Annotated in this window: 16 protein-coding genes; 6 read left to right on the top strand and 10 right to left on the bottom strand. The window is 64.5% G+C overall.

Annotated features, from left to right (window positions below; translation table 11 throughout):
* Nucleotides 1-281 precede the first annotated feature (281 nt).
* From JV551A3_RS18610 to JV551A3_RS18585, 4 genes are all read right to left on the bottom strand, one after another.
* Nucleotides 282-3,167: an HD domain-containing phosphohydrolase gene (locus JV551A3_RS18610; RefSeq protein WP_133971625.1), complete on the bottom strand. Its 2,886-nt coding sequence runs from the start codon at nt 3,165-3,167 to the stop codon at nt 282-284.
* 314 nt (nt 3,168-3,481) lie between these two features.
* Nucleotides 3,482-4,975, bottom strand: coding sequence for an aldehyde dehydrogenase (locus JV551A3_RS18600; RefSeq protein ID WP_133971623.1), 1,494 nt, complete (start codon nt 4,973-4,975; stop codon nt 3,482-3,484).
* Between the two features lie 165 nt (nt 4,976-5,140).
* On the bottom strand, nt 5,141-6,523 hold the full coding sequence (locus tag JV551A3_RS18590; protein WP_051097530.1) for an aspartate aminotransferase family protein: 1,383 nt from the start codon (nt 6,521-6,523) through the stop codon (nt 5,141-5,143).
* Between the two features lie 42 nt (nt 6,524-6,565).
* Nucleotides 6,566-7,408 carry a helix-turn-helix domain-containing protein gene (locus JV551A3_RS18585; RefSeq protein WP_133971619.1) on the bottom strand — a complete coding sequence of 281 codons (843 nt, stop codon included), beginning with the start codon at nt 7,406-7,408 and terminating at the stop codon, nt 6,566-6,568.
* Nucleotides 7,409-7,689: 281 nt separating this feature from the next.
* Here JV551A3_RS18585 and JV551A3_RS18580 point away from each other — a divergent pair, with 281 nt between their 5' ends.
* The 3 genes from JV551A3_RS18580 to JV551A3_RS18565 all read left to right on the top strand — a co-directional run bounded on the left by JV551A3_RS18580 (nt 7,690) and on the right by JV551A3_RS18565 (nt 12,509).
* Nucleotides 7,690-9,069: an APC family permease gene (locus tag JV551A3_RS18580; RefSeq protein WP_133971616.1), complete on the top strand. Its 1,380-nt coding sequence runs from the start codon at nt 7,690-7,692 to the stop codon at nt 9,067-9,069.
* A 261-nt stretch (nt 9,070-9,330) separates the two neighbouring features.
* Nucleotides 9,331-10,911, top strand: a complete 1,581-nt coding sequence (locus JV551A3_RS18575) for an aldehyde dehydrogenase (NADP(+)) (protein ID WP_133979039.1) — start codon at nt 9,331-9,333, stop codon at nt 10,909-10,911.
* Between the two features lie 224 nt (nt 10,912-11,135).
* Nucleotides 11,136-12,509: an 8-oxoguanine deaminase gene (locus JV551A3_RS18565; protein WP_133971612.1), complete on the top strand. Its 1,374-nt coding sequence runs from the start codon at nt 11,136-11,138 to the stop codon at nt 12,507-12,509.
* Between the two features lie 60 nt (nt 12,510-12,569).
* On the opposite strand, the gene JV551A3_RS18560 is transcribed toward JV551A3_RS18565, so the two are convergent.
* Nucleotides 12,570-13,061: a GNAT family N-acetyltransferase gene (locus JV551A3_RS18560; protein WP_133971610.1), complete on the bottom strand. Its 492-nt coding sequence runs from the start codon at nt 13,059-13,061 to the stop codon at nt 12,570-12,572.
* A 292-nt stretch (nt 13,062-13,353) separates the two neighbouring features.
* Here JV551A3_RS18560 and JV551A3_RS18555 point away from each other — a divergent pair, with 292 nt between their 5' ends.
* Nucleotides 13,354-13,722, top strand: a complete 369-nt coding sequence (locus JV551A3_RS18555) for a hypothetical protein (protein ID WP_133971687.1) — start codon at nt 13,354-13,356, stop codon at nt 13,720-13,722.
* Nucleotides 13,723-13,882: 160 nt separating this feature from the next.
* On the opposite strand, the gene JV551A3_RS18550 is transcribed toward JV551A3_RS18555, so the two are convergent.
* On the bottom strand, nt 13,883-14,041 hold the full coding sequence (locus JV551A3_RS18550; RefSeq protein ID WP_133971608.1) for a DUF2986 domain-containing protein: 159 nt from the start codon (nt 14,039-14,041) through the stop codon (nt 13,883-13,885).
* Between the two features lie 153 nt (nt 14,042-14,194).
* On the opposite strand from JV551A3_RS18550, the gene JV551A3_RS18545 reads away from it, so the two are divergent.
* Complete coding sequence (locus JV551A3_RS18545) at nt 14,195-15,973, top strand: phosphoethanolamine transferase CptA (protein ID WP_133979037.1); 1,779 nt, start codon at nt 14,195-14,197, stop codon at nt 15,971-15,973.
* A 74-nt stretch (nt 15,974-16,047) separates the two neighbouring features.
* Here JV551A3_RS18545 and JV551A3_RS18540 read toward each other — a convergent pair whose 3' ends face one another.
* The 4 genes from JV551A3_RS18540 to JV551A3_RS18525 are packed head-to-tail and all read right to left on the bottom strand — an operon-like array spanning nt 16,048 to nt 19,457.
* Nucleotides 16,048-16,584 (bottom strand): PqiC family protein, encoded by a 537-nt coding sequence (locus tag JV551A3_RS18540; protein WP_133971603.1) that lies wholly within the window; start codon nt 16,582-16,584, stop codon nt 16,048-16,050.
* A gap of 11 nt (nt 16,585-16,595) precedes the next feature.
* The gene (locus JV551A3_RS18535; protein ID WP_133971601.1) at nt 16,596-18,236 is read right to left on the bottom strand and encodes a PqiB family protein; all 1,641 of its coding nucleotides are present in this window, start codon (nt 18,234-18,236) and stop codon (nt 16,596-16,598) included.
* Nucleotides 18,220-18,864: a paraquat-inducible protein A gene (locus JV551A3_RS18530; protein ID WP_075044833.1), complete on the bottom strand. Its 645-nt coding sequence runs from the start codon at nt 18,862-18,864 to the stop codon at nt 18,220-18,222. The genes JV551A3_RS18535 and JV551A3_RS18530 overlap by 17 nt, the downstream gene beginning before the upstream one ends.
* Nucleotides 18,861-19,457, bottom strand: a complete 597-nt coding sequence (locus JV551A3_RS18525) for a paraquat-inducible protein A (protein ID WP_112252211.1) — start codon at nt 19,455-19,457, stop codon at nt 18,861-18,863. Before JV551A3_RS18525 ends, JV551A3_RS18530 begins: the two co-directional genes overlap by 4 nt.
* 151 nt (nt 19,458-19,608) lie before the next feature.
* Here JV551A3_RS18525 and JV551A3_RS18520 point away from each other — a divergent pair, with 151 nt between their 5' ends.
* A complete protein-coding gene (locus tag JV551A3_RS18520) occupies nt 19,609-20,082 on the top strand; it encodes a YMGG-like glycine zipper-containing protein (RefSeq protein ID WP_133971599.1) in 474 nt (157 codons plus the stop codon).
* Nucleotides 20,083-20,112: the final 30 nt, after the last annotated feature.

Here is a 20,112-nt window from a genome sequence, read left to right as displayed (position 1 = left end):
TCGCACTCAGGGTTGGGTGTCTTCTGTTGTCATTGGTGAATCCCCTGAAATTTCTCGACTGCTTGCTCTGGCCCTTTCGCGGGCAAGCCCGCTCCCACAGGTACTGTGCAAGTCTTGAAGTCTGTGGTGATCCTGTGGGGGCGGATTCACCCGCGAAGAGGCCAGCCCTGGCGACACATCAATAAAGCCTTAATGCAAAGTGCTGCGCCCATCGGGCATCTGCACCTGGATCAAGGTGTCTTCGAAGAAATGGGTGTTGTGGGTGGATCGGGGACTTTTGCTCAAGCCGGGCAACGCATCTGCTCCAACCAGTACGCCACGTCCACCTCGTCGATCTGCGCGACACGCAGGAAGCGCTCGGCATACTGGCGGTACACCCCACTGCTGAGAAACAGCTCCAGCAACTGCCCGTCGATGTGCCCGTCGCGGGCCATGCCCACCAGGATCTTCACCGACTCGGACAAGCTCTTCGGCGCCTTGTAGGGCCGGTCGGCCGCGGTCAGCGCCTCGAAGATGTCGGCAATCGCCATCACCCGCTCGGCAATGCCCAAGTCCTGCTCGCCCAGCCGGCGCGGGTAGCCGCTGCCGTCCATTTTCTCGTGGTGGTTGCCTGCAATGTCCGGAACACGCTTGAGCTGGCGGGGGAACGGCAAGGAACTGAGCATGATGATGGTCTGCACGATGTGCTCGTTGATCTTGAAGCGTTCCTCATCATTCAGCGTGCCGCGGCGGACCGCCAGGTTGTACAGCTCGCCATGATTGCTGGCGCAGGCCGGCAGGCGCATGTCGAAGCCCCAGCGGTTGCGCGGGTCGTCCTTGGCCACCGGCGGCTTGCGGGGGCCCCAGGGCACGCAATGCTCAGGGCGGTCGGCCAGCAGTGGCTCGTCAACCGGTAGCGCAGGCGCAGGCACGCCGGCAAAGCGTTCCGCTTCATCACGGGAGATGCCCAGGCGGTTGTCGAAATGGCGCTGCCAGCAGCGCTGGCCAATCTGCTGCAGGCGTTCGATGTCGGCGTCCTGCATGAACTCGCCGCCAATGTTGGCCTGGGCGACGAAGGCGAAGTCGTCCTGCAACTGGGCCTGGCTGCGCACCAGAGTGGCTTGCAGCGCCTGCCGGTCGCCACCGCTGGCCAGGCCTTGCCAATAGGCCAGCCCGGCATCCCGCCAGAGCACCTCGAAACGCATGCGTACCTCGTGGATACGGTTGTACAAGGTTTCCAGCTTGGTCGCCTTGTCCACCACATACTCGGGGCTGGTGACCTTGCCGCAGTCGTGCAGCCAGGCCGCCACGTGGAATTCGTAGCGTTCAGCCGTGGTCATGCTGAAGCTGGCATACGGGCCGGTTTCGGCCGCCACCGCCTGGTCCAGCAGCATCTGCGCCAGTTGTGGCACCCGCTCGCAATGGCCGCCGGTATAGGGGCTCTTGGCATCGATGGCATCGGCCAGCAGCTTGATCATGGCATCCAGCAGGCGTTGCTGGGCTTCGGCCAGCTGGCGCGTCTCGATGGCCACCGCCGCCACCCCGGACAGTTCCGCAACAAAGCTGCGGAACGGCTGGCCTGCCTGTTCGTGTATATGCCCATCGCCCAGTTGCAGGACCAGGATGCCCAACAGCGCCTGGCTACGGTCATTCAACACCAGGGCCATGCTGCCCTCATGCAGGCCGAGGGCTTGGGTCACCGCTGCGGCCAGGTGCTGCTGGGCCGTCTCGTCCACGGCCAGCTCGCCAGGGTACTGCTCGCCACGGCAGGCGGCGGCCAGGCGCAGCAAGGCGTGTTCGGCATCGAACAGGTACACCACGCCAGCATCGACCCCGGCGGCTTCCACCAGATGGGTCAACACACCGTCGAGCATGCGCTCCAGGTCGCGCTCGCTGCTGAGTGTGAGGGTAATCGCCTGGAAGCTGCGGATGGTGCCAGACATGCGGCCAAGCACGTGGCTCAGCTCACGCACCTCGGACACCCGCGAGCGCACCCCGACTTCGCGGCTGAAATCAAAGCCTGCCAGGCCTTGTACCTGCTCAGCCAGCAGCCGCAACGGGCGGCCGATACGCCGGCCGAGCACACCACCGAGCACCAGCAGCACGCTGATCAGGGCAGCGGTCCAGAGCAACTGCTCGAGCAGTACCTTGCGCGCACCGGCCAGCAATTCATGGCCTGGCACGGCAATCAGCACCTGCAGGTCCTGCCCGGCCAGGTTGGTCAGTTGCACACGCATGCCATACCAGGTCTGGCCATCCACCTGGTAAGGCTGAGGCCGGGTACCTTGCGGCGGGTCGGTATAAAGATGCTCCAGGCTGGGGATGCCCAGTTCACCGATACGCGACAAGCGGGCGGCCTGCCCTTCGTGCACGATTACCCGATGCAGTTCCGGGTAGGCCACCACGCTGCCCTGATCGTCGACCACGACGATCTCGGTGCCGGGTGTCATGCGCAGGCCCCGGGTCTCGCTGGCCAGGTCGTCGACCGAAACGTCCATACCGATCACCGCCCCACCGTCGACGCTGCGCTGGGCCATGGTCAGGCCGATCTCGCGGGTGGTGAAGAACACATAGGGGTGGGTCAGCACGGTGGTGGGCTGGGCGCTGGCTTCGACAAACCATGGGCGCGTGCGCGGGTCGTAGCGGTATTGGGGCTTGGCCTGGGCCTGCAAAAGGTTCAGCGCGCGGTCGTAGAAGCGCCATTCACCCTGCACCGCCCCACCCTCACGGGTGACGCTCTGCACCAGAAATGCCGAGCCCGGCGGCGCAGCGAAACGCTGCAGCAACTGCGGATCGCGAAGGCGCCGCACCAGCAGGAAATCACCACTGGGGTAACCCATGTAGGCAGCACTGAGCATGCGGTTGGCTTCCAGCGTCTCGACCAGTTGCGGCAAGCGTTCCAGGCGCTGCGCCGAGTTTTGCGCAGACGGGTTGTGGGCGAGCAGGCGGATGCTGCTGTGCACCGGGTCGATCAGGCGCCGAGCGCGTTCGTCGATGGTCTTGCCAATTTGCTGGGCAGAATCACCCGCTGCGGCCACCAAGGTCTGGCGAATGCCGTGATAGCCCTGCCAGGCCAGGGCGGCGCCGAGCAACAACATGCCCAGCACGATGGCGAGTGCCACCAGCCACTGCAGTGAAATGCCACGTTCGGCGTTGCCAGCAGCACGACCATTCGACACGCAGCCCATCACAGGTACTCCATGTATGGCGGTTTGACGAGGCAGCCAGGACGATCATGCAGGCCGAAGCCATTCGCAGGCAGTGAGACGGGGGCATGGTGGCACACAGCCCCGCCCCATCTGGCAGCAGTGTAGAGCGGACGCGAGCTTTCTGCCGGGTTGGCAAGAAATTTAACCGGGCATCATGAATGATCCGGGTACCGTGTCGCCTGTTTCGCGGGCACGCCCGCTCCCACAGGGACCGCACAGCACCGAAGCCAGTGCAGTACCTGTGGGAGCGGGCGAGCCCGCGAAACAGGCAACGCGGTACAAGATCGGATGAATCAGGCGCGCAACTGATACCAGGTGGTCTTGAGCTGCGAATACTTGTCGAACGAATGCAGCGACAGGTCGCGGCCAAACCCGGACTGCCTGCCGCCGCCGAACGGCACCGTGACGTCCAGCGCATCGACCGTATTCACCGACACGGTGCCGGCCTTCAACGCCCGTGCCACTCGATGCACCTGGTTGAAGTCATCGCTCCACACCGACGCCGCCAAGCCGTAGATGCTGTCGTTGGCCAGGCGCACGGCCTGCTCTTCACTATCAAAGGCACTGACCGCCAGCACCGGCCCGAATACCTCCTCCCGCGCCAGGCTCATACGGCCATCGACCCCGGCAAAAATGGTCGGCTCGATGTAATTGTCCGAACCGTCGATAGTCAGGCGCCGACCACCGCATATCAATCGCGCCCCCTCCTGCCCGGCGCGGGCGATGGCAGCTTCGATGCGGCCCGTCTGCCCGGCATCGACAATCGCACCGGCCCGGCTCGCCGGGTCCAGCGGGTTGCCTGGCAGCCACTGGCGGGCCTTGGCCTGCAGGCGCTCGATGAACTCGTCATGGATGGAGCGCTGCACGTACAGCCGCGAATTGGCCGAGCACACCTCGCCCTGGTTGAAGAAGATACCGAATGCCGCCTTTTCCGCAGCCAGGTCCAGGTCCTGGCAGTTTTCGAACACCAGGTTGGGGCTCTTGCCGCCGCACTCCAGCCACACCTGCTTGAGGTTGGACTGTGCCGAGTACTGCATGAAGTACTTGCCCACCTGGGTGGAGCCAGTGAATACCAGGCAATCCACGTCCGGGTGCAGGCCCAGCGCCTGCCCGGCCTGCTCGCCCAGGCCCGGCACCACGTTCAGCACGCCTTCCGGCACACCGGCCTGCAGCGCCAGTTGGGCCAGGCGCAGGGCCGAGAACGGTGATTGTTCGGCAGGCTTGAGCACCACGCTGTTGCCGGCAGCCAGTGCCGGGGCGAGCTTCCAGGCGGCCATGTCGAGCGGGAAGTTCCACGGCACCACGGCGGCGACCACGCCAAGGGCTTCGCGGGTGATGGTGGCCAGCGCGTGGGGCGCGGTGGGTGCCACCTGGTCGTACAGCTTGTCCAGCGCCTCGCCGTACCAGGCGAACACCTGCGCCGAGCCCGGCACATCGATGTTGTAGGCGTCCATGACCGGCTTGCCCATGTTCAGCGAGTCGAGCAGGGCCAGTTCTTCGCGATGGGCCATGATCAGCTCGGCCAGGCGCAGCAGCACTTTCTTGCGTTCAGTTGGGGCCATGCGCGCCCACGGGCCTTGTTCGAAAGCCCGGCGGGCGCTGGCAACAGCCAGGTCGACCTCGGCCTGGCCGCAGGCGCTGACCTGGGCCAGGACGTTGTTGGTGGCGGGGTTGATGGCGGCGAATGTGGCGCCGTCCTGTGCGTTGACGGGCTTGCCGTCGATCAGTGCATTGGCCGGGAGGTAGAGGTCCGAGGCACGTTTTTGCCAGAATTCGAGGGTGTACATTGGTACTCCTGATGAACATTGGAGCAGATCTTTATCTAGCGGCCTACATGATTCCTGTGGGAGCGGGTTCACCCGCGAAGAATGCAACTCGGTGCATGGCACCGGCTTCGCCGGTGTTCGCGGGTGAACCCGCTCCCACAGGGGCTGCGGAGCGCTCGCAGGTTTTTAGAGCTTGCCGACCAGGCGCGCCGTGCGGTCCACGGCAATCCGGGTCTTCTCCACCAGTTCATCCAGCTCGCTGTGGTTGGCGATCAGCGCCGGCGCCATGATCATCCGGCCCAGGGTCGAGCGAATGATCACCCCTTCCTCGAAACCGAAGGTGCGGCACTGCCATGCCAGGTCGTTCTCGTTGGCAAAGCGCTTGCGCGTCGGCTTGTGCTCGGCGAACTGCAGCGCCGCCACCAAACCGGCGCCCTGCACCTGGCCGATCAATGGGTGGTCGGCAAACACCTCGCGCAGGATGCGCTGCAGGTACGGCCCGGTGTCGTCCTTCACCTGGCGCACGATGCCTTCGTCACGCAGCGCCTTCAGGTTGGCAATGGCCACCGCCGCCGCCACCGGGTGGCCGGAATAGGTAAGGCCGTGGGCGAACACCCCGCCCCGCTCCACCAGCGCCTCGGCAATGCGCTTGCTCAGCACCAGGCCGCCCATGGGCACGTAGCCGCTGGTCAGGCCCTTGGCGATCGACAGGGTGTCGGGCTCGAAGCCGAAGTATTCGTGGGCGAACCATTCGCCAGTGCGGCCAAAGCCGCCGATCACTTCATCGGCGCACAGCAACACGTCGTACTGGCGGCAGATGCGCTGGATCTCGGGCCAGTAGCTTTCCGGCGGGAAGATCATGCCGCCGGCGCCCTGGAACGGCTCGGCGATGAAGCCGGCAACGTTCTCGGCACCCAGTTCGAGGATCTTTTCCTCCAGCTGCAGGGCGCAGCGGCGGCCGAACTCGGCCGGGGTCAGGTCGCCGCCCTCGGCGTACCAGTAGGGTTCGTCGATGTGCGCCACATCCGGGATCAACCCGCCCATTTCGTGCATGAACTTCATGCCACCCAGCGCCGTGGCAGCCAGGGTCGACCCGTGGTAACCGTTCCAGCGACCGATCATGATCTTCTTGTTCGGCTGGCCGACTACCTGCCAGTAGCGGCGCACGGTACGGATCAACACCTCGTTGGCCTCGGAGCCGGAGTTGGTGTAGATCGCGTGGCTATAGTGCCCCGGCAACAGGCTGAACAGCAGCTCGGACAGTTCGATCACCGCCGGGTGGGTGGTGTGGAAGAACATGTTGTAGTAGGCCAGCTGGTCCATCTGCGTTGCAGCGGCGGCGGTCAGGTCGCGACGGCCGTAGCCGAGCTGGGTGCACCACAGGCCGGACATGCCGTCCAGGTAGCGCTTGCCCTCGCTGTCCCACAGATGCAGGCGTTCGCCACCGACGATCACCCGCGGCCCTTCGGCGTTCAGCGCCTTCTGGTCGAGGAAGGCATGGATGTGGTGCGCGGCATCGGCTGCCTGGTAGTCGCGGGTCTGGCGTTGCGGGGCGAAAGGCGCATTCATTGTTGGTTTTCCTTTGCGGTGGGGTTGCAGGGTGGCTTGCGCTCAGCGCAGCTTGCCCATGTAGCTTTCCAGCGGGTCCTTGCCCAGCACGCCCTGGGCATTGGCCAGCGCGTCGATGAACAGGGAGAACAGCTCGGACTGGGTGCCGATGTCGAGCTTGGCGTAGACGTTCTTGCGGTGTGACTTGATGGTGTCCTCCGACACCCCCAGGCGCTCGGCCAGCGACTTGGTCGAGTGGCCACGCAGGATCAGCTGGGCGATACGGCATTCACGCTCGGTCAGCAGCGAGCTGCCGAAGTTGTTCAGCGCCGCGTGGATGCGCTGCTCGAGGATGTTCTCGAAGCGCCCGGCGCGGCTGTCCAGCCCGGCGAAGTGCTTGCCGAGCACCGCCAGCACCCAGGGCGTGATGCGCGCGAACAACGCACGGGTTTGCCCATCGAGCTTGTCGGTGAACGCCAGCGATACCGCCAGGCTCTGCCTGGGCGCGACCTGCAGGATGTAGTTGAGCTCATCCTCCAGGTGCGAGTGCCGGTAGAACGACTGGTAGTACTCGCTGACCTCGAATTGGTCGGGCGCCACTTCGAACAGGCCGTAGCAACCGGATTCGACCTGCTCCACACAGGCCCCGTAGAACGGGTCGAGCAGATAGAAGCCGGACAGGTAGCGGCTGACATTGCCCTCGGGCTGCCAGGGCGCCTTGTCGTCCTGCTCGAACAGCGCGCAGGGCATGCCGTCGTGCGGGTACAGGTATACCGTGGTCGCCTGGATCGGCCGGATCACGCCAAGTGCAGCAAACAGGGTGGCGGCAAAGCCCGGTCGGCCGATCGCCTCGGTGACCTTGGCCAGGTGCTCGAACCACTGTTGCGAAAGCAATTGATCAGTCACTGTGGGCCTGCCGTCTCAAGTAAAGGCACCGCCGCCAGTGCGGTGCGTCGTTGGCCAGATACTCCCATGGCATTGCAAACACCGAAATCACCCTTTGGGGTGAGCAGGCAAAGCCGCTTCCCGGCTCACCCCAAAGGGTGATTCCGGGTACCGGCGGGGTGTGGGAGCATCAACCCGCCCCAGCGCTGCGAGCCACTCGCTCGACCTCCTTGCACAACACCCACCGGTATCGAGCCCGCTCGCATACCGCGGCGTCCTGCATCCCTTTCCAGGAGTTAGCAATGCATACAACAACAAGTACAGCCCATAGCCCTGCACATAGCTCGTCGCAACCCACCGCCAGCAACGGCCGTTTCCGCAAGTCCATGGGGCTGCCCGCCCTGGTGCTGTTCGGCCTGGCCTACATGGTCCCCCTCGCAGTATTCACCACCTACGGGCTGGTCACCCAGATGACCAAGGGGCACCTGCCCACCGCCTACCTGCTGACCCTCGCTGCCATGCTGCTGACCGCCTACAGTTACGGCCGCATGGTCCAGGCCCACCCTTACTCCGGCTCGGTCTACACCTACACCCGCAAGGCCTTCGGCAGCCACATCGGCTTCATCGCCGGTTGGACCCTGCTGCTCGACTACATCTTCCTGCCGCTGCTCAGCTACCTGCTGATCGGCATCTACATGTCGGAGTACTTCCCGGCCATCCACGCCTGGGTTTGGGTGGCGGGCTCCATTGCCCTGGTCACCTTCCTCAACCTGATCGGCATCGAGTCGATCACCCGGGTCAACTGGATCCTGGTGGTGATGCAACTGGTGTTCATCATCGTGTTCGTCGCCCTGTCCATCCACAACCTCAGCGGGCAGGCGCAGCCGGTGTCGCTGCTGGCGCCCTTCCACCACGAAGGCTTCAGCGTGCCGTTGATCATGACCGGCGCCGCCGTGCTGTGCCTGTCGTTCCTGGGCTTCGACGCGGTCTCGACCATGGCCGAGGAAACCAGCAACCCCACCTACCGCATTCCCGTGGCGATTCTCGCCGTGTCGCTGATCGGCGGCATGTTGTTCCTGGTGGTGTCGTATTGCGCGCAGATGGTGTTCCCTGACTGGGGCAGCTTCGCCGACCCGGACTCGGCATCGGTGGACGTGATGCGCCGGGTCGGCGGCGAACTGCTGGTGACCGCCTTCACCGCCACCTACGTGGCCGGCTGCTTCGCCTCGGCCATGGTGTCCCAGGCCAGTGTGTCGCGGGTGCTGTTCGCCATGGGCCGCGACGGTGCATTGCCCCGTGCGTTCGGCCAGCTGGTGACGAAAAAGCGCGTACCGGCCACGGCCATCCTGCTGGTCAGCCTGCTGTCGCTGATTGCCTTGGTGATCACCCTCGACACGGTGGCCAACATGATCAGCTTTGGCGCGCTGTTCGCCTTCTCGGCGGTGAACCTGGCCGTGGTCAAGCACTACCTTGTCGACCACAAGCTGCGCGGTGGTCGCAACTACCTGCTGTATGGCGCCATTCCCGGCCTGGGCTTTCTCAGCACGCTGTGGCTGTGGAGCAGCCTGACCAGCCTGTCGTTCACCATCGGTTTGTGCTGGATGGGCATGGGCCTTGTGGTGCTGCTGGGGCTTACCCGGGCGTTCCGGGTGAAGCTGCCGGAGTTGCAGATGGCCGAGTGACAGACGCGCTGTCGAGCATTTGCGCGGTCCCTGTGGGAGCGGGTTTACCCGCGAACACCGGCGAGGCCGGTGCCATACACCGAGTCGCCTGCTTCGCGGGTAAACCCGCTCCCACAGGGCGGGCCGCGCATGAGCGAAGATTTGGGGAAGGTCGTTGTGATAACGATCTGTTATCACCTGATCCGCATTAATCATTATTCAGCACGCATTTCGCCCCCTACAGTCCCAACCCATCGACTGTCATTGCCAACGGGAAACGAAATGTCCATCGAACACCGCCTGAACCATATCGCCGGCCAGCTCAGCAGCAACGGTGACGTGCTGCTGAACAGCGTCGACGCCCACACCTGCGAGCCGCTGCCATACGCCTTCCACCAGGCGACCGGCGACGAAGTCGATGCTGCCGTGCTGGCCGCCGAGGCCGCCTACCCAGCCTACCGCAACACCAGCCCGGCACAACGCGCCGCCTTCCTCGACGCCATCGCCAACGAACTGGACGCACTGGGTGATGACTTCGTCCAGCACGTGATGCGCGAAACCGCGCTGCCCGAGGCACGCATCCGCGGCGAGCGCGCCCGCACCAGCAACCAGCTACGGCTGTTCGCCGATGTGGTGCGCCGTGGCGACTTCCTCGGTGCGCGCATCGACCGCGCACTGCCCGAGCGCACCCCACTGCCACGCCCGGACCTGCGCCAGTACCGTATCGGCGTCGGCCCGGTGGCCGTATTCGGTGCCAGCAACTTTCCGCTGGCCTTTTCCACCGCCGGCGGTGACACCGCCTCGGCGTTGGCGGCCGGCTGCCCGGTGGTGTTCAAGGCCCACAGCGGGCACATGCTGACCGCCGCCCACGTGGCCGCGGCGATCGACCGCGCGGTAGCCGGCAGTGGCATGCCAGCAGGCGTGTTCAACATGATCTATGGCGCCGGCGTGGGCGAGGCTCTGGTCAAGCACCCGGCCATCCAGGCGGTAGGCTTCACCGGTTCGCTGCGTGGTGGTCGCGCCCTGTGCGACATGGCTGCTGCGCGCCCGCAGCCGATTCCGGTATTCGCCGAAATGAGCAGCATCAACCCAGTAATCGTCCTGCCCCAGGCCCTGCAAACCCGTGGCGAACAGGTAGCCGGAGAACTGGCCGCCTCGGTGGTGCTGGGTTGCGGGCAGTTCTGCACCAACCCAGGGCTGGTGGTGGGCATCAAGTCGCCGCAGTTCGAGCGCTTCGTGCATACGCTGGCGGCGCGCATGGCCGACCAGGCGCCACAGACCATGCTCAACGCAGGCACCCTGCGCAGTTACCAGAACGGTGTACAGCACCTGCTGGCGCACCCTGGCATCCAGCACCTGGCCGGGGAGCCACAAGCCGGCAAGCAGGCCCAGCCGCAGCTGTTCAAGGCGGATGTGAGCCTGCTGCTGAACAGCGACCCGCTGCTGCAGGAAGAAGTGTTCGGCCCAACCACCGTGGTGGTGGAAGTGGCCGATGCCCAGCAACTGGCCGAAGCACTGCGCCACCTGCAAGGGCAGCTGACAGCCACACTGATTGCCGAGCCGGACGACCTGCCTGCGTTTGCCACGCTGGTGCCGCTGCTGGAACGCAAGGCCGGACGCCTGCTGCTGAACGGCTACCCGACCGGCGTCGAGGTATCGGACGCGATGGTGCATGGCGGGCCATACCCGGCCACCTCCGATGCCCGTGGCACTTCGGTCGGTACCTTGGCCATCGACCGCTTCCTGCGCCCGGTGTGCTTCCAGAACTACCCGGATGCGCTGCTGCCGGATGCGCTGAAAAGTGCCAACCCGCTCGGGATTGCGCGGTTGGTGGATGGGGTGAGCAGCCGCGGGGCGGCGTGATCTGACATTGAGGTAGCCTGTACTGGCCTCTTCGCGGGTAAACCCGCTCCCACAGGTACTGCACAGTGCTTGAATTCTGTGTAGTCCCTGTGGGAGCGGGTTTACCCGCGAAGAGGCCAGCACAGGATTACCAGCCCTGTATACAATCCGCAAAAACCTTGCTTACAATGCCATGCGCCTATGACATCGGTAATCGCCGATGCATATTGCGACAGGCTCAAGCCATGTCATCTACAAATGCTGCAAAAACGTTACTGATCAAAAACGCCGAACTTCTGGTCACCATGGACGGCGAGCGCCGCGAGATCAAGAACGGCGGAATGTTCATCGAAGGCAACCTGATCCGCCAGGTCGGCCCCAGCGATACCCTGCCACAGCACGCAGACGTGGTGCTGGACATGGCCGGCAAGGTGGTCATCCCTGGCCTGGTCAACACCCACCACCACATGTACCAGAGCCTCACCCGCGTGGTGCCGGCGGCCCAGGACGGCGAGCTGTTCAACTGGTTGACCAACCTGTACCCGATCTGGGCGCGCCTGACCCCCGAGATGATCGCGGTGTCGACCCAGACCGCCATGGCCGAACTGATCCTGTCCGGCTGCACCACCTCCAGCGACCACCTGTACATCTACCCCAACGGCTGCAAGCTCGACGACAGCATCCACGCCGCCGACGAGATCGGCATGCGCTTCCACGCCGCGCGCGGCAGCATGAGCGTGGGCCGCAGCCAGGGCGGCCTGCCGCCTGATTCGGTGGTGGAAAAGGAAGCCGACATCCTCAAGGAATCCCAGCGCCTTATCGAGAACTATCACGACGCCAGCCACGGCTCGATGCGCCGCATCGTGGTGGCGCCCTGCTCGCCGTTCTCGGTCAGCCGCGACCTGATGCGCGAAGCTGCCGTGCTGGCGCGCCAGTACGGGGTGTCGTTGCACACCCACCTGGCCGAGAACGTCAACGACATCGCCTACAGCCGCGAGAAGTTCGGCATGACCCCGGCCGAATATGCCGAGGACCTCGGCTGGGTCGGCCACGACGTATGGCACGCCCACTGTGTGCAACTCGACCAGCATGGCATCGAGCTGTTCGCCCGCACCGGCACGGGTGTCGCCCACTGCCCATGCTCGAACATGCGCCTGGCCTCGGGCATCGCCCCGGTGCGCAAGATGCGCGACCACGGGGTGCCGGTGGGCCTGGGGGTTGACGGTTCGGCATCCAACGACGGCGCCAGCATGATCGGTGAAGTGCGCCAGGCCTTGCTGCTGCAACGGGTGGGCTTCGGCCCCGACGCGATGACTGCACGCGAGGCGCTGGAAATTGCAACGCTCGGCGGTGCCAAGGTGCTCAACCGCAATGACATCGGCGCCCTGGCCCCAGGCATGGTGGCCGACTTCGTCGCCTTCGACCTCGGCCATGTGGCCTATGCCGGTGGCCACCATGACCCGCTGGCGGCGCTGGTGTTCTGCACCCCGACCCAGGTGCATACCAGTGTCATCAATGGCCGTGTGGTGGTGAAGGACGGCCAGCTGGCCACGGTTGACCTGCCACGAGTGCTGGAGCGCCACAACCAACTGGCACGCCAGCTGGTCAGCGGCGAATAAGCGGCCATCAGGGGCCGCTTTTGCGGCCCATCGCTGGCAAAGCTTCGGTGTTTTGCGAACTCAGAGGACCATGACCATTTCATGCCAGGCCATGCCGCCATGGTCCGACGGCGAGGGTTTGACGTACTGATACCCCAGCTTCTGGTACAACGCCACATGCTGCTCCTTGCACATCAGGTGAATGGTCAGCTTGCCCGCAGCTTTCATGCGCACGATGAATTCATCCATCAACCGCTTGGCGTAGCCTTTGCCCTGGTGCGCCGGGTCTATCACCACCGACATGATCACCACGTTTGGCGCCGCCGGGTCATGCCCGACCAGCTCCTTGAATGCCTCGTCGGACATCACCACTTCGTGGGCACAGCCGCTGTTGATGAAACCGACGATCTCGCCCGCGTTTTCCAATACCAGAAAGCCCTGCGGGTATTGCGCGATGCGGGTGCGGATCTTCTCCAGCGTGGCCGCCTCATCGCCTTCATAGGCACCGATTTCTATGGCGTAGCAGCGTTCGGCGTCGGCGGCCGTGGGGGTGCGGAACTGAGGGGCGCTCATGGTGGGTATCCTTGGCAATGGCTGAAAACAGCCGCCATGGTAAATGAGCACCGCTGCCACAGGTACAGCTCGTGCCCGAAACCTGCGCGGTGCCGCAATTGACCACCTTTTTTGAAGCGTAAATGTTGTACAACTTGTTGCCGCTGCGAACTTTTTCCCGTTTACCGGTCTATGTGGGAGGCACAGAAAGGTAGCGGAACGCGAGACAAGGTTTGCCGACCACCTGCTGGCCAGATGGCTCAATTGTTATCAGAGGTTGGCTTCGCTCATGAAAATGCATGTCGCAAGGTTGATGCTGCTCGGCCTGTTCTCGTTCGCGGCGATGGGCACGGCATCGGCAACACAAATGAAGGCGCCCGTAGTGGCTGCCCCGGCGGTTCAATCACCGTTGCAGCCTGCCGGCAACCCCTGGTCCAGGGTAGCCAGTTTGGCCGATGCACAGCCAGCCACGCTGCTGGCTCACGATGACGACCGCTGGCACGACCACCGCAGCGACTGGCGCCGCGAACAGTGGCGCCGCGAGCAGGCCCGCCGTGATTGGGAGCGCCGGCGAGACTGGGAACGCCGACGCGACTGGGAACGGCGCCGCGACTGGGAGCACCGCCATGAGCGGGCCATGCACCACCGCTACAATGATGACCACCGTTACTACCGCCGTTGATCGTTGATCCGCAGTTGGCGCGCTCGATGTGGGAGCGGCCTTGTGTCGCGAAAGGGCTGCGCAGCAGCCCCAGCGTTGGTTGCCGTAATGCTGAAACCTGGGGCCGCTCTGCGGCCCTATCGCGACACAAGGCCGCTCCCACAGGGGCGCGTGACAGGCATCAGTTCTCCGTAAGGCCTGGGGTATCCCCCGCCGCCTCGGCCTCCATCTTCAACCGGTCGGCCTTGCAAATGTACTTGGGCTTGCGCGGCGCCAGCTTGGCGCTGGCCTTCTTGGCATGCGCCTGCAATAGCTGCTTGATCTTCTTGCGACGGTTCATTCTCACTCGACCTGTCAGTCTGGTTTAGCTGGGCACATCATACCTTGCCTGGGCCAGCGTCTCGTTGACGTTATTTTCACACCCGGCAGATTAGCGTCACGCCCTTTCCGGTCACGGGCAAATCCGTTGGCCGCCAAGTACGACGAGGCATACGTGTCACACACTCCATCCCCCTCCTCGCCCAAGCGCGTGGACTGGGCCGGCCTGGGCTGGCTTTTGCTGTTCTTCTGGTACTTCTCGGGCGTGACCCAGGCGCTGCTGCTGTTCAGTGGCACCACCGGGTTCGCCGGTTTTCGCGATGCATTCTTCCTCAGCAGCCTGTGGCTGGCACCGGTACTGCTGCTGCCGCGCTTCACCCGCGCCACGGCAGCGGTCATCGGCCTGGTGCTGTGGGCCGCTTCACTGGTGGGGCTGAGCTACTTCGGTATCTACCGCCAGGAGTTCTCGCAAAGCGTCATCTTCGTGATGTTCGAGTCCAACACCGCCGAGGCCGGTGAGTACTTCAGCCAGTACTTCAGCGCCTGGCTTGGCCTGGCACTGCTGTTGTACACACTGGTGGCGGTGCTGTTGTGGAAGCGCGTACGCCCGGTCAGCCTGCCGCTGCGCAGCCGCCTGCCGGTGGTCGCCCTGTTGCTGCTGGCCAACCTGGTGTACCCGTTCTACAAGCAGATGGTCACCCAGGAACGCAGCTTCGCCGATGCGGCGGAAAAAGTGCAACAGCGCATGGAACCCGCCGTGCCCTGGCAATTACTGGTCGGCTACCGCCAGTACCGCCAGCAGCTGGACAACATGCAGGAACTGCTGGCCCAGAACGCCGCGCTGCCGCCCCTGCAGAACCTGCGTGACAACAGCGGTGCAGCGCCACGCACGCTGGTGCTGGTGCTGGGCGAATCCACCACCCGCGAGCACATGCACCTGTACGGCTACAACCGCGACACCACACCCAACCTCGACGCGCTGGCCGCCAGCGACAAGAGCCTGACGGTGTTCAGCAACGTGGTGTCGCCACGCCCGTACACCATCGAAGTGATGCAGCAGATCCTCACCTTCGGCAACGAGCAGAACCCGGACCGCTTCCTCACCGACCCGTCGCTGATCAACTTGATGAAACAGGCCGGCTACAAGACCTTCTGGATCACCAACCAGCAGACCATGACCAAGCGCAACACCATGCTGACCACCTTTTCGCAGCAGACGGACGCGCCGGTGTACCTGAACAACCAGCGCAACCAGAATGCCAGCCAGTACGACGATGTGGTGCTGACACCGTTCGAGAAGGCCCTGCAGGACCCGGCGCCGAACAAGTTCATCATCGTGCACCTGTTGGGTACGCACATGGACTATCGCTACCGCTACCCGAACGACTACGCGCACTTCAACGACCGCCAGGGGGCGCCCGGCAAGTTGACGGACGATCAGGTACAAACCTACAACTTCTACGACAACGCGGTGCGCTACAACGACTACGTGGTGTCGAGCCTGATCAAGCGTTATTCGGCCAGTACCGCCAATGGTTTCCTGCTGTACCTGTCCGACCATGGTGAAGATGTATACAGCTCTGGCAACCACGACCGCCTGGGGCGCAACGAAGGCGCGCCGACCCGGCCGATGTACACCATCCCCTTCCTGCTGTGGACTTCGCCCAGCTGGCAGGCCGAGCACCCGCGCGACTTGCAGGCGATGGCCGACCGCCCCTACAGCAGCTCGCACCTGATCCATACCCTGTCCGACCTGGCCGGGCTGAGCTATGACCGTTACGAACCGGCCAAGAGCCTGGTGAGCCCGCAGTTCGTGGTGGCACCGCGCTGGATTGGCGACCCGTACCGCAAGGATGGCCTGCGCGAGTTCGACGACTTGCCGCTGGACAAGGCCGGGCGGGAGCAGGAGACGGTCAGTAGTGGCAAGACACAGAACGCTGGGCGCCTGAACTGATTATTTTGTCGTTGAAATTGCCGGGGGCGCTATGCGCCCCTTTCGCGACACAAGGCCGCTCCCACAAGTGCCCGTCAGGCAGGTCGGGCACAGCTGCCCTGCCTTGCACTCTCCCGCACCGCCTCGGCCAGTTTGCGCAGGTTGGCCTGATGGGCATTGACCAGACTGGCGATGCTGTTGTCCGCTGGCGCCTGCAGCGAGATACGGCAGGTCAGTTCGGCCTCACCCGAGCGCGTCAGGCGCCATACCGCTTCCAGCGAGGCGTAGCGCCCCGGCACGCTATCGAAGCGCTGCACATCCACCCGCAACAACGCCTTGCCGCCCCCCACCGGCCCGCCCAACTGGTCCTGCAAGGCGCTGCGGAACTCATCCACCAGGTTGGCCCCCCACCACTCCGTCTCGAGGATGGCCAGGCCACTCTGCCCTTGCCGCACCACCAGCTGCGGGCGGTCCACCTGCGGCGGCACGGTCACCCTCTCCACCTGGATGCGCTGGCCGCCGTCGCGCATCGGCTCGCTCGGTACCAGCGTGTGATAGTTGTTCGGGGTACTGCTGCAGCCCAACAGCACGGCCAGCAGGCCGGCGCCACACACATTGCGCAGTCGATGCATCGGCTGTCTCCTCAGGGTTCAAGGTCGGCGGCAGTGGCCGCTTTCGGCCGGCCACGTATCAGCGACTCAGGGTGCCGGCCCAGGTAATCGGCAAGGTCACGCAGCGAACGCGACATGCGCTCCAGCTCGTCCAGGGTTTCGCCCATCCGCTCGCGCTGCGGCGAGTCCTCGGAAATAGCCGAATTGGCCGTGCGCAGGGTCTTGTGCACTTCGTCCAGCGCTACCTTCACGTCCGGCAGCGTCTGGCCATTGAACTGCTTGAGGCTGGCGCGCAACTCTCGCAGGCTGCCATCCAGGTTGTTGGCGATGCTCTCCAGCGGCAGCTTGCTGATGCGCTCGACCACCCGCTGCAGCTGCTCCTGCAACTGCTCCAGGCTGCCGGGCAATGTGGGGATGGTGATGGGGTCGGCAGTCTTGTCGAAGGCCACTTTGGGGGCATCCGGGTAGAAGTCCAGGGAAATGAACATCTGCCCGGTGATCAGGTTGCCGCTGCGCGCCTGGGCCCGCAGCCCGTGCTCGACGAAGGTGCCGATCAGCCGCCGCGCGCCGTCCATGTCGCCTTCGGCATGCTTGAACACGGACAGCATCTTGCGGTGCACCGGCCCCAGCCGCTGCGGGTAGATCACCGCATCGACCACCACCGGGAAAGTCTGCCGGGTAGCATCGTAGTCGAGCTTGACCGAAGTGACCTTGCCGAACTCGACACCCTTGAACTCCACCGGGGCTCCCACCGACAGGCCGCGCATGGCCTGGTCGAAGCGCAACTGCAGGTACTGCGCCTGGCCACTGGGCGGTGCCAGGGCGGTGTCGCGGTCGGCAAACAGCTGGAAGCGCGCCTGGTCGACGGCAGGCTCGGCTTGCGGGGCAAAGTCGGGCGAGCCAAAGGCCAGCCCGCCCACCAGGATGGACGACAGTGATTCGGTATCGATCTTCAGGCCGTTGGCACCGATCTGCATGTCGACACCACTGGCGTTCCAGAAGCGGGTATCAGCGGTGACGAAGCTGTCGTAGGGAGCCTGCACGAACACGCCAATCTCCACGCCCTTGCCATCGCCCTGCAGGGCAAAGGACACCACCTCGCCCACCGGGATCTTGCGGTAATAGATCGACGAGCCAATATCCAGCGACCCCAGGTCGCTGGCGGTCAGGACAAAGCGCTTGCCCATTTCGTCGTAGGTGATCGGCGGTGGCAGCTCCAGGCCGACAAAGGACTTCTCGGGCACTTTCGATTCGCCGGAATCCGCCCCGATGAAACTGCCCGACAGCAGCGTATCCACACCGGATACGCCGCCCACGCCAATGCGTGGCCGCACCACCCAGAAGCGCGCGCCCTGGGTGGCGAACGCGCGGGCGTCATTGGACAGCTGGACCTTGGCGACCACGCTCTTCTTGTCGTCGGCCAGGTCCACCGTGGTAACTTCGCCTATTACCACGCTGCGGTACTTGACCTGAGTCTTGTGCGCCACCAGCCCTTCCCCCGTGTGGAAGGAAATGGCGATGACCGGCCCCTGCTGCATCCAGTTGCGCACCACCAGCGAAGCGCCGATCAGAATCGCCAGTATCGGCACGATCCATACCAGCGACACACTCCAGCGCCGCGTGTGCACTTCAACCTGCCCCGCCCCCTCGCGCTTGTCAGTCTGTTGCACCATCAATGCGGCCTCCCTCGTTGGCACGGCTATCCCAGATCAGGCGTGGATCGAAGCTCATCGCAGAAAACATGGTCAGTACCACCACCATGCCGAAAAACAGGATGCCCACCCGCGGCTCGATGGTGCCCAGCCCGCGCAGTTGCACCAGCGCCGCCACCAGCGCCACCACCATCACATCGAGCATCGACCAGTAGCCGATCAGCTCGACGAAACGGTACAGCTGCGAGCGCTGCCGACAGGCCCAGGTAGAACCGCGCTGGGCGGTGAACAGCAACAGCCCGAGCGAGAAGAACTTGATGGCTGGCACGCCCACGCTGGCAATGAAGATGATCAGCGCGATGTCCCAGGCACCGGCCTCCCAGAACTCCAGCACGCCACCGCCAATGGTGCTTGCACTACCGCTGCCGAGCATTTCGGTGTGCATCACCGGCAGCAGGTTGGCGGGGATGTAGAAAACCAGCGCCGCCAGCAGAAACGCCCAGCCGCGGCTGATGGCATTGGCCTTGCGTCGGTGGATGGCGGCACCACAGCGGTCGCAGGTGTGCTTGCCGCTGCCCAGCTCGCAGGCCTGACCGCAGCCATGGCACAGGCACAGGCCCAGGTCGTCAGCGTTGGCCGGGGTATTCATACCTGCTCCCAAAGGTCGCGAATGTCCTTGCCGGCGACATGGATGATCAGCATGCTCAGCGCGGCCAGGGCCAACAGGCCGATGCCGGGTATGACGTCGAGCAGCCCCGCCAGCTTGATCACCGCCACCATCGCCCCCAGCAGGCACACTTCCAGCATGCTCCACGGCCTCAGGCCTTCCAGGCTGCGCATGCACAGGGCAAAGCCGGGGGCGCGCTGGCCAGCCAGGGCGAAGCCTAGCAGCCAGCACAGCAGGCCGATCTGCAGCACCGGCGCAAAGATGATGGACAACGCCATGACCAGGGCGATGAAGGTGATACTGCCGTGGCTGAGGATCTGCACCGAGTCCCATAATGTCGCGGAATGGGTGAGCCCCTGCATGCCGATGGTCATCACCGGGTAGAAATTGGCCAACACCAGCAGGATGCCCCCCGTCACACTCAGGGCCAGCCGTTGCTCCACGGTCAGCGAAGTGTGGCGGTACAGCACGCCACCACAGCGCTGGCAAACGGCGCGCTGGTGCTTGAGCAGCGGCGCACGGTGGTACACCGTGTCACAGTACTCACAGATGATCAGGTGCTGGGTCTGGCTCATGGGGTTTCCACAGGTGGCCCGGATTCACGCCGTGATACGCGGGCGATCCACGTTTGATATCCGGTTTAGACCATCCCGGCAAAACTGCCATCATTGACAGCAAAGGCGAACTATCCTGTGAAACGGGATCCCCACCCGCTGGAGGTTTGCCATGCGTACGTTCACGTGGAGTTGCCTGCTGGTGCTGCTGTGCGCGGCATCGGCAGCCCAGGCGCAGTCGGTGGTGCCGCTCAAGGGCCAGAGCAGCCAGCAGACGCAACTGGATATCAATGACTGCAATACCGTCGCGACCAATGCCGCGAACAGTGCGGCGACCTCCAGCGACCCCCATGTCGGTGGCCGGGTACGCGGTGCTGCCGCCGGCGCGGTTGCCGGTGCGGCAGGCGCACAGGTGCGCGGCAACCAGCACGACGAGCTGTATGACCGGGTCGGTGATGACGCCAAGCAGCAATATCGGCAGAACCGCGCCGGTGAAGTGGCAGCCGCCGGTGCTGCGGTCGGTGGCATGCGCCAGCGTCAGGACCGCCGCCAGGACCGGCGCGGCCAGGACGAAGCGAAAGCCCAGGCGCATGCCAGCGCTTACGCCGGGTGCCTGCAAGGGCGCGGCTATCAGGTCAACCCCTGATCAGCGAGCACGCCATGCTTCTGCATGGCG

The organism is Pseudomonas inefficax, from assembly GCF_900277125.1.
In the GTDB taxonomy this organism is placed as follows: Bacteria; Pseudomonadota; Gammaproteobacteria; order Pseudomonadales; family Pseudomonadaceae; genus Aquipseudomonas; species Aquipseudomonas inefficax.
This window is presented reverse-complemented; position numbering and strand designations above follow the sequence as displayed.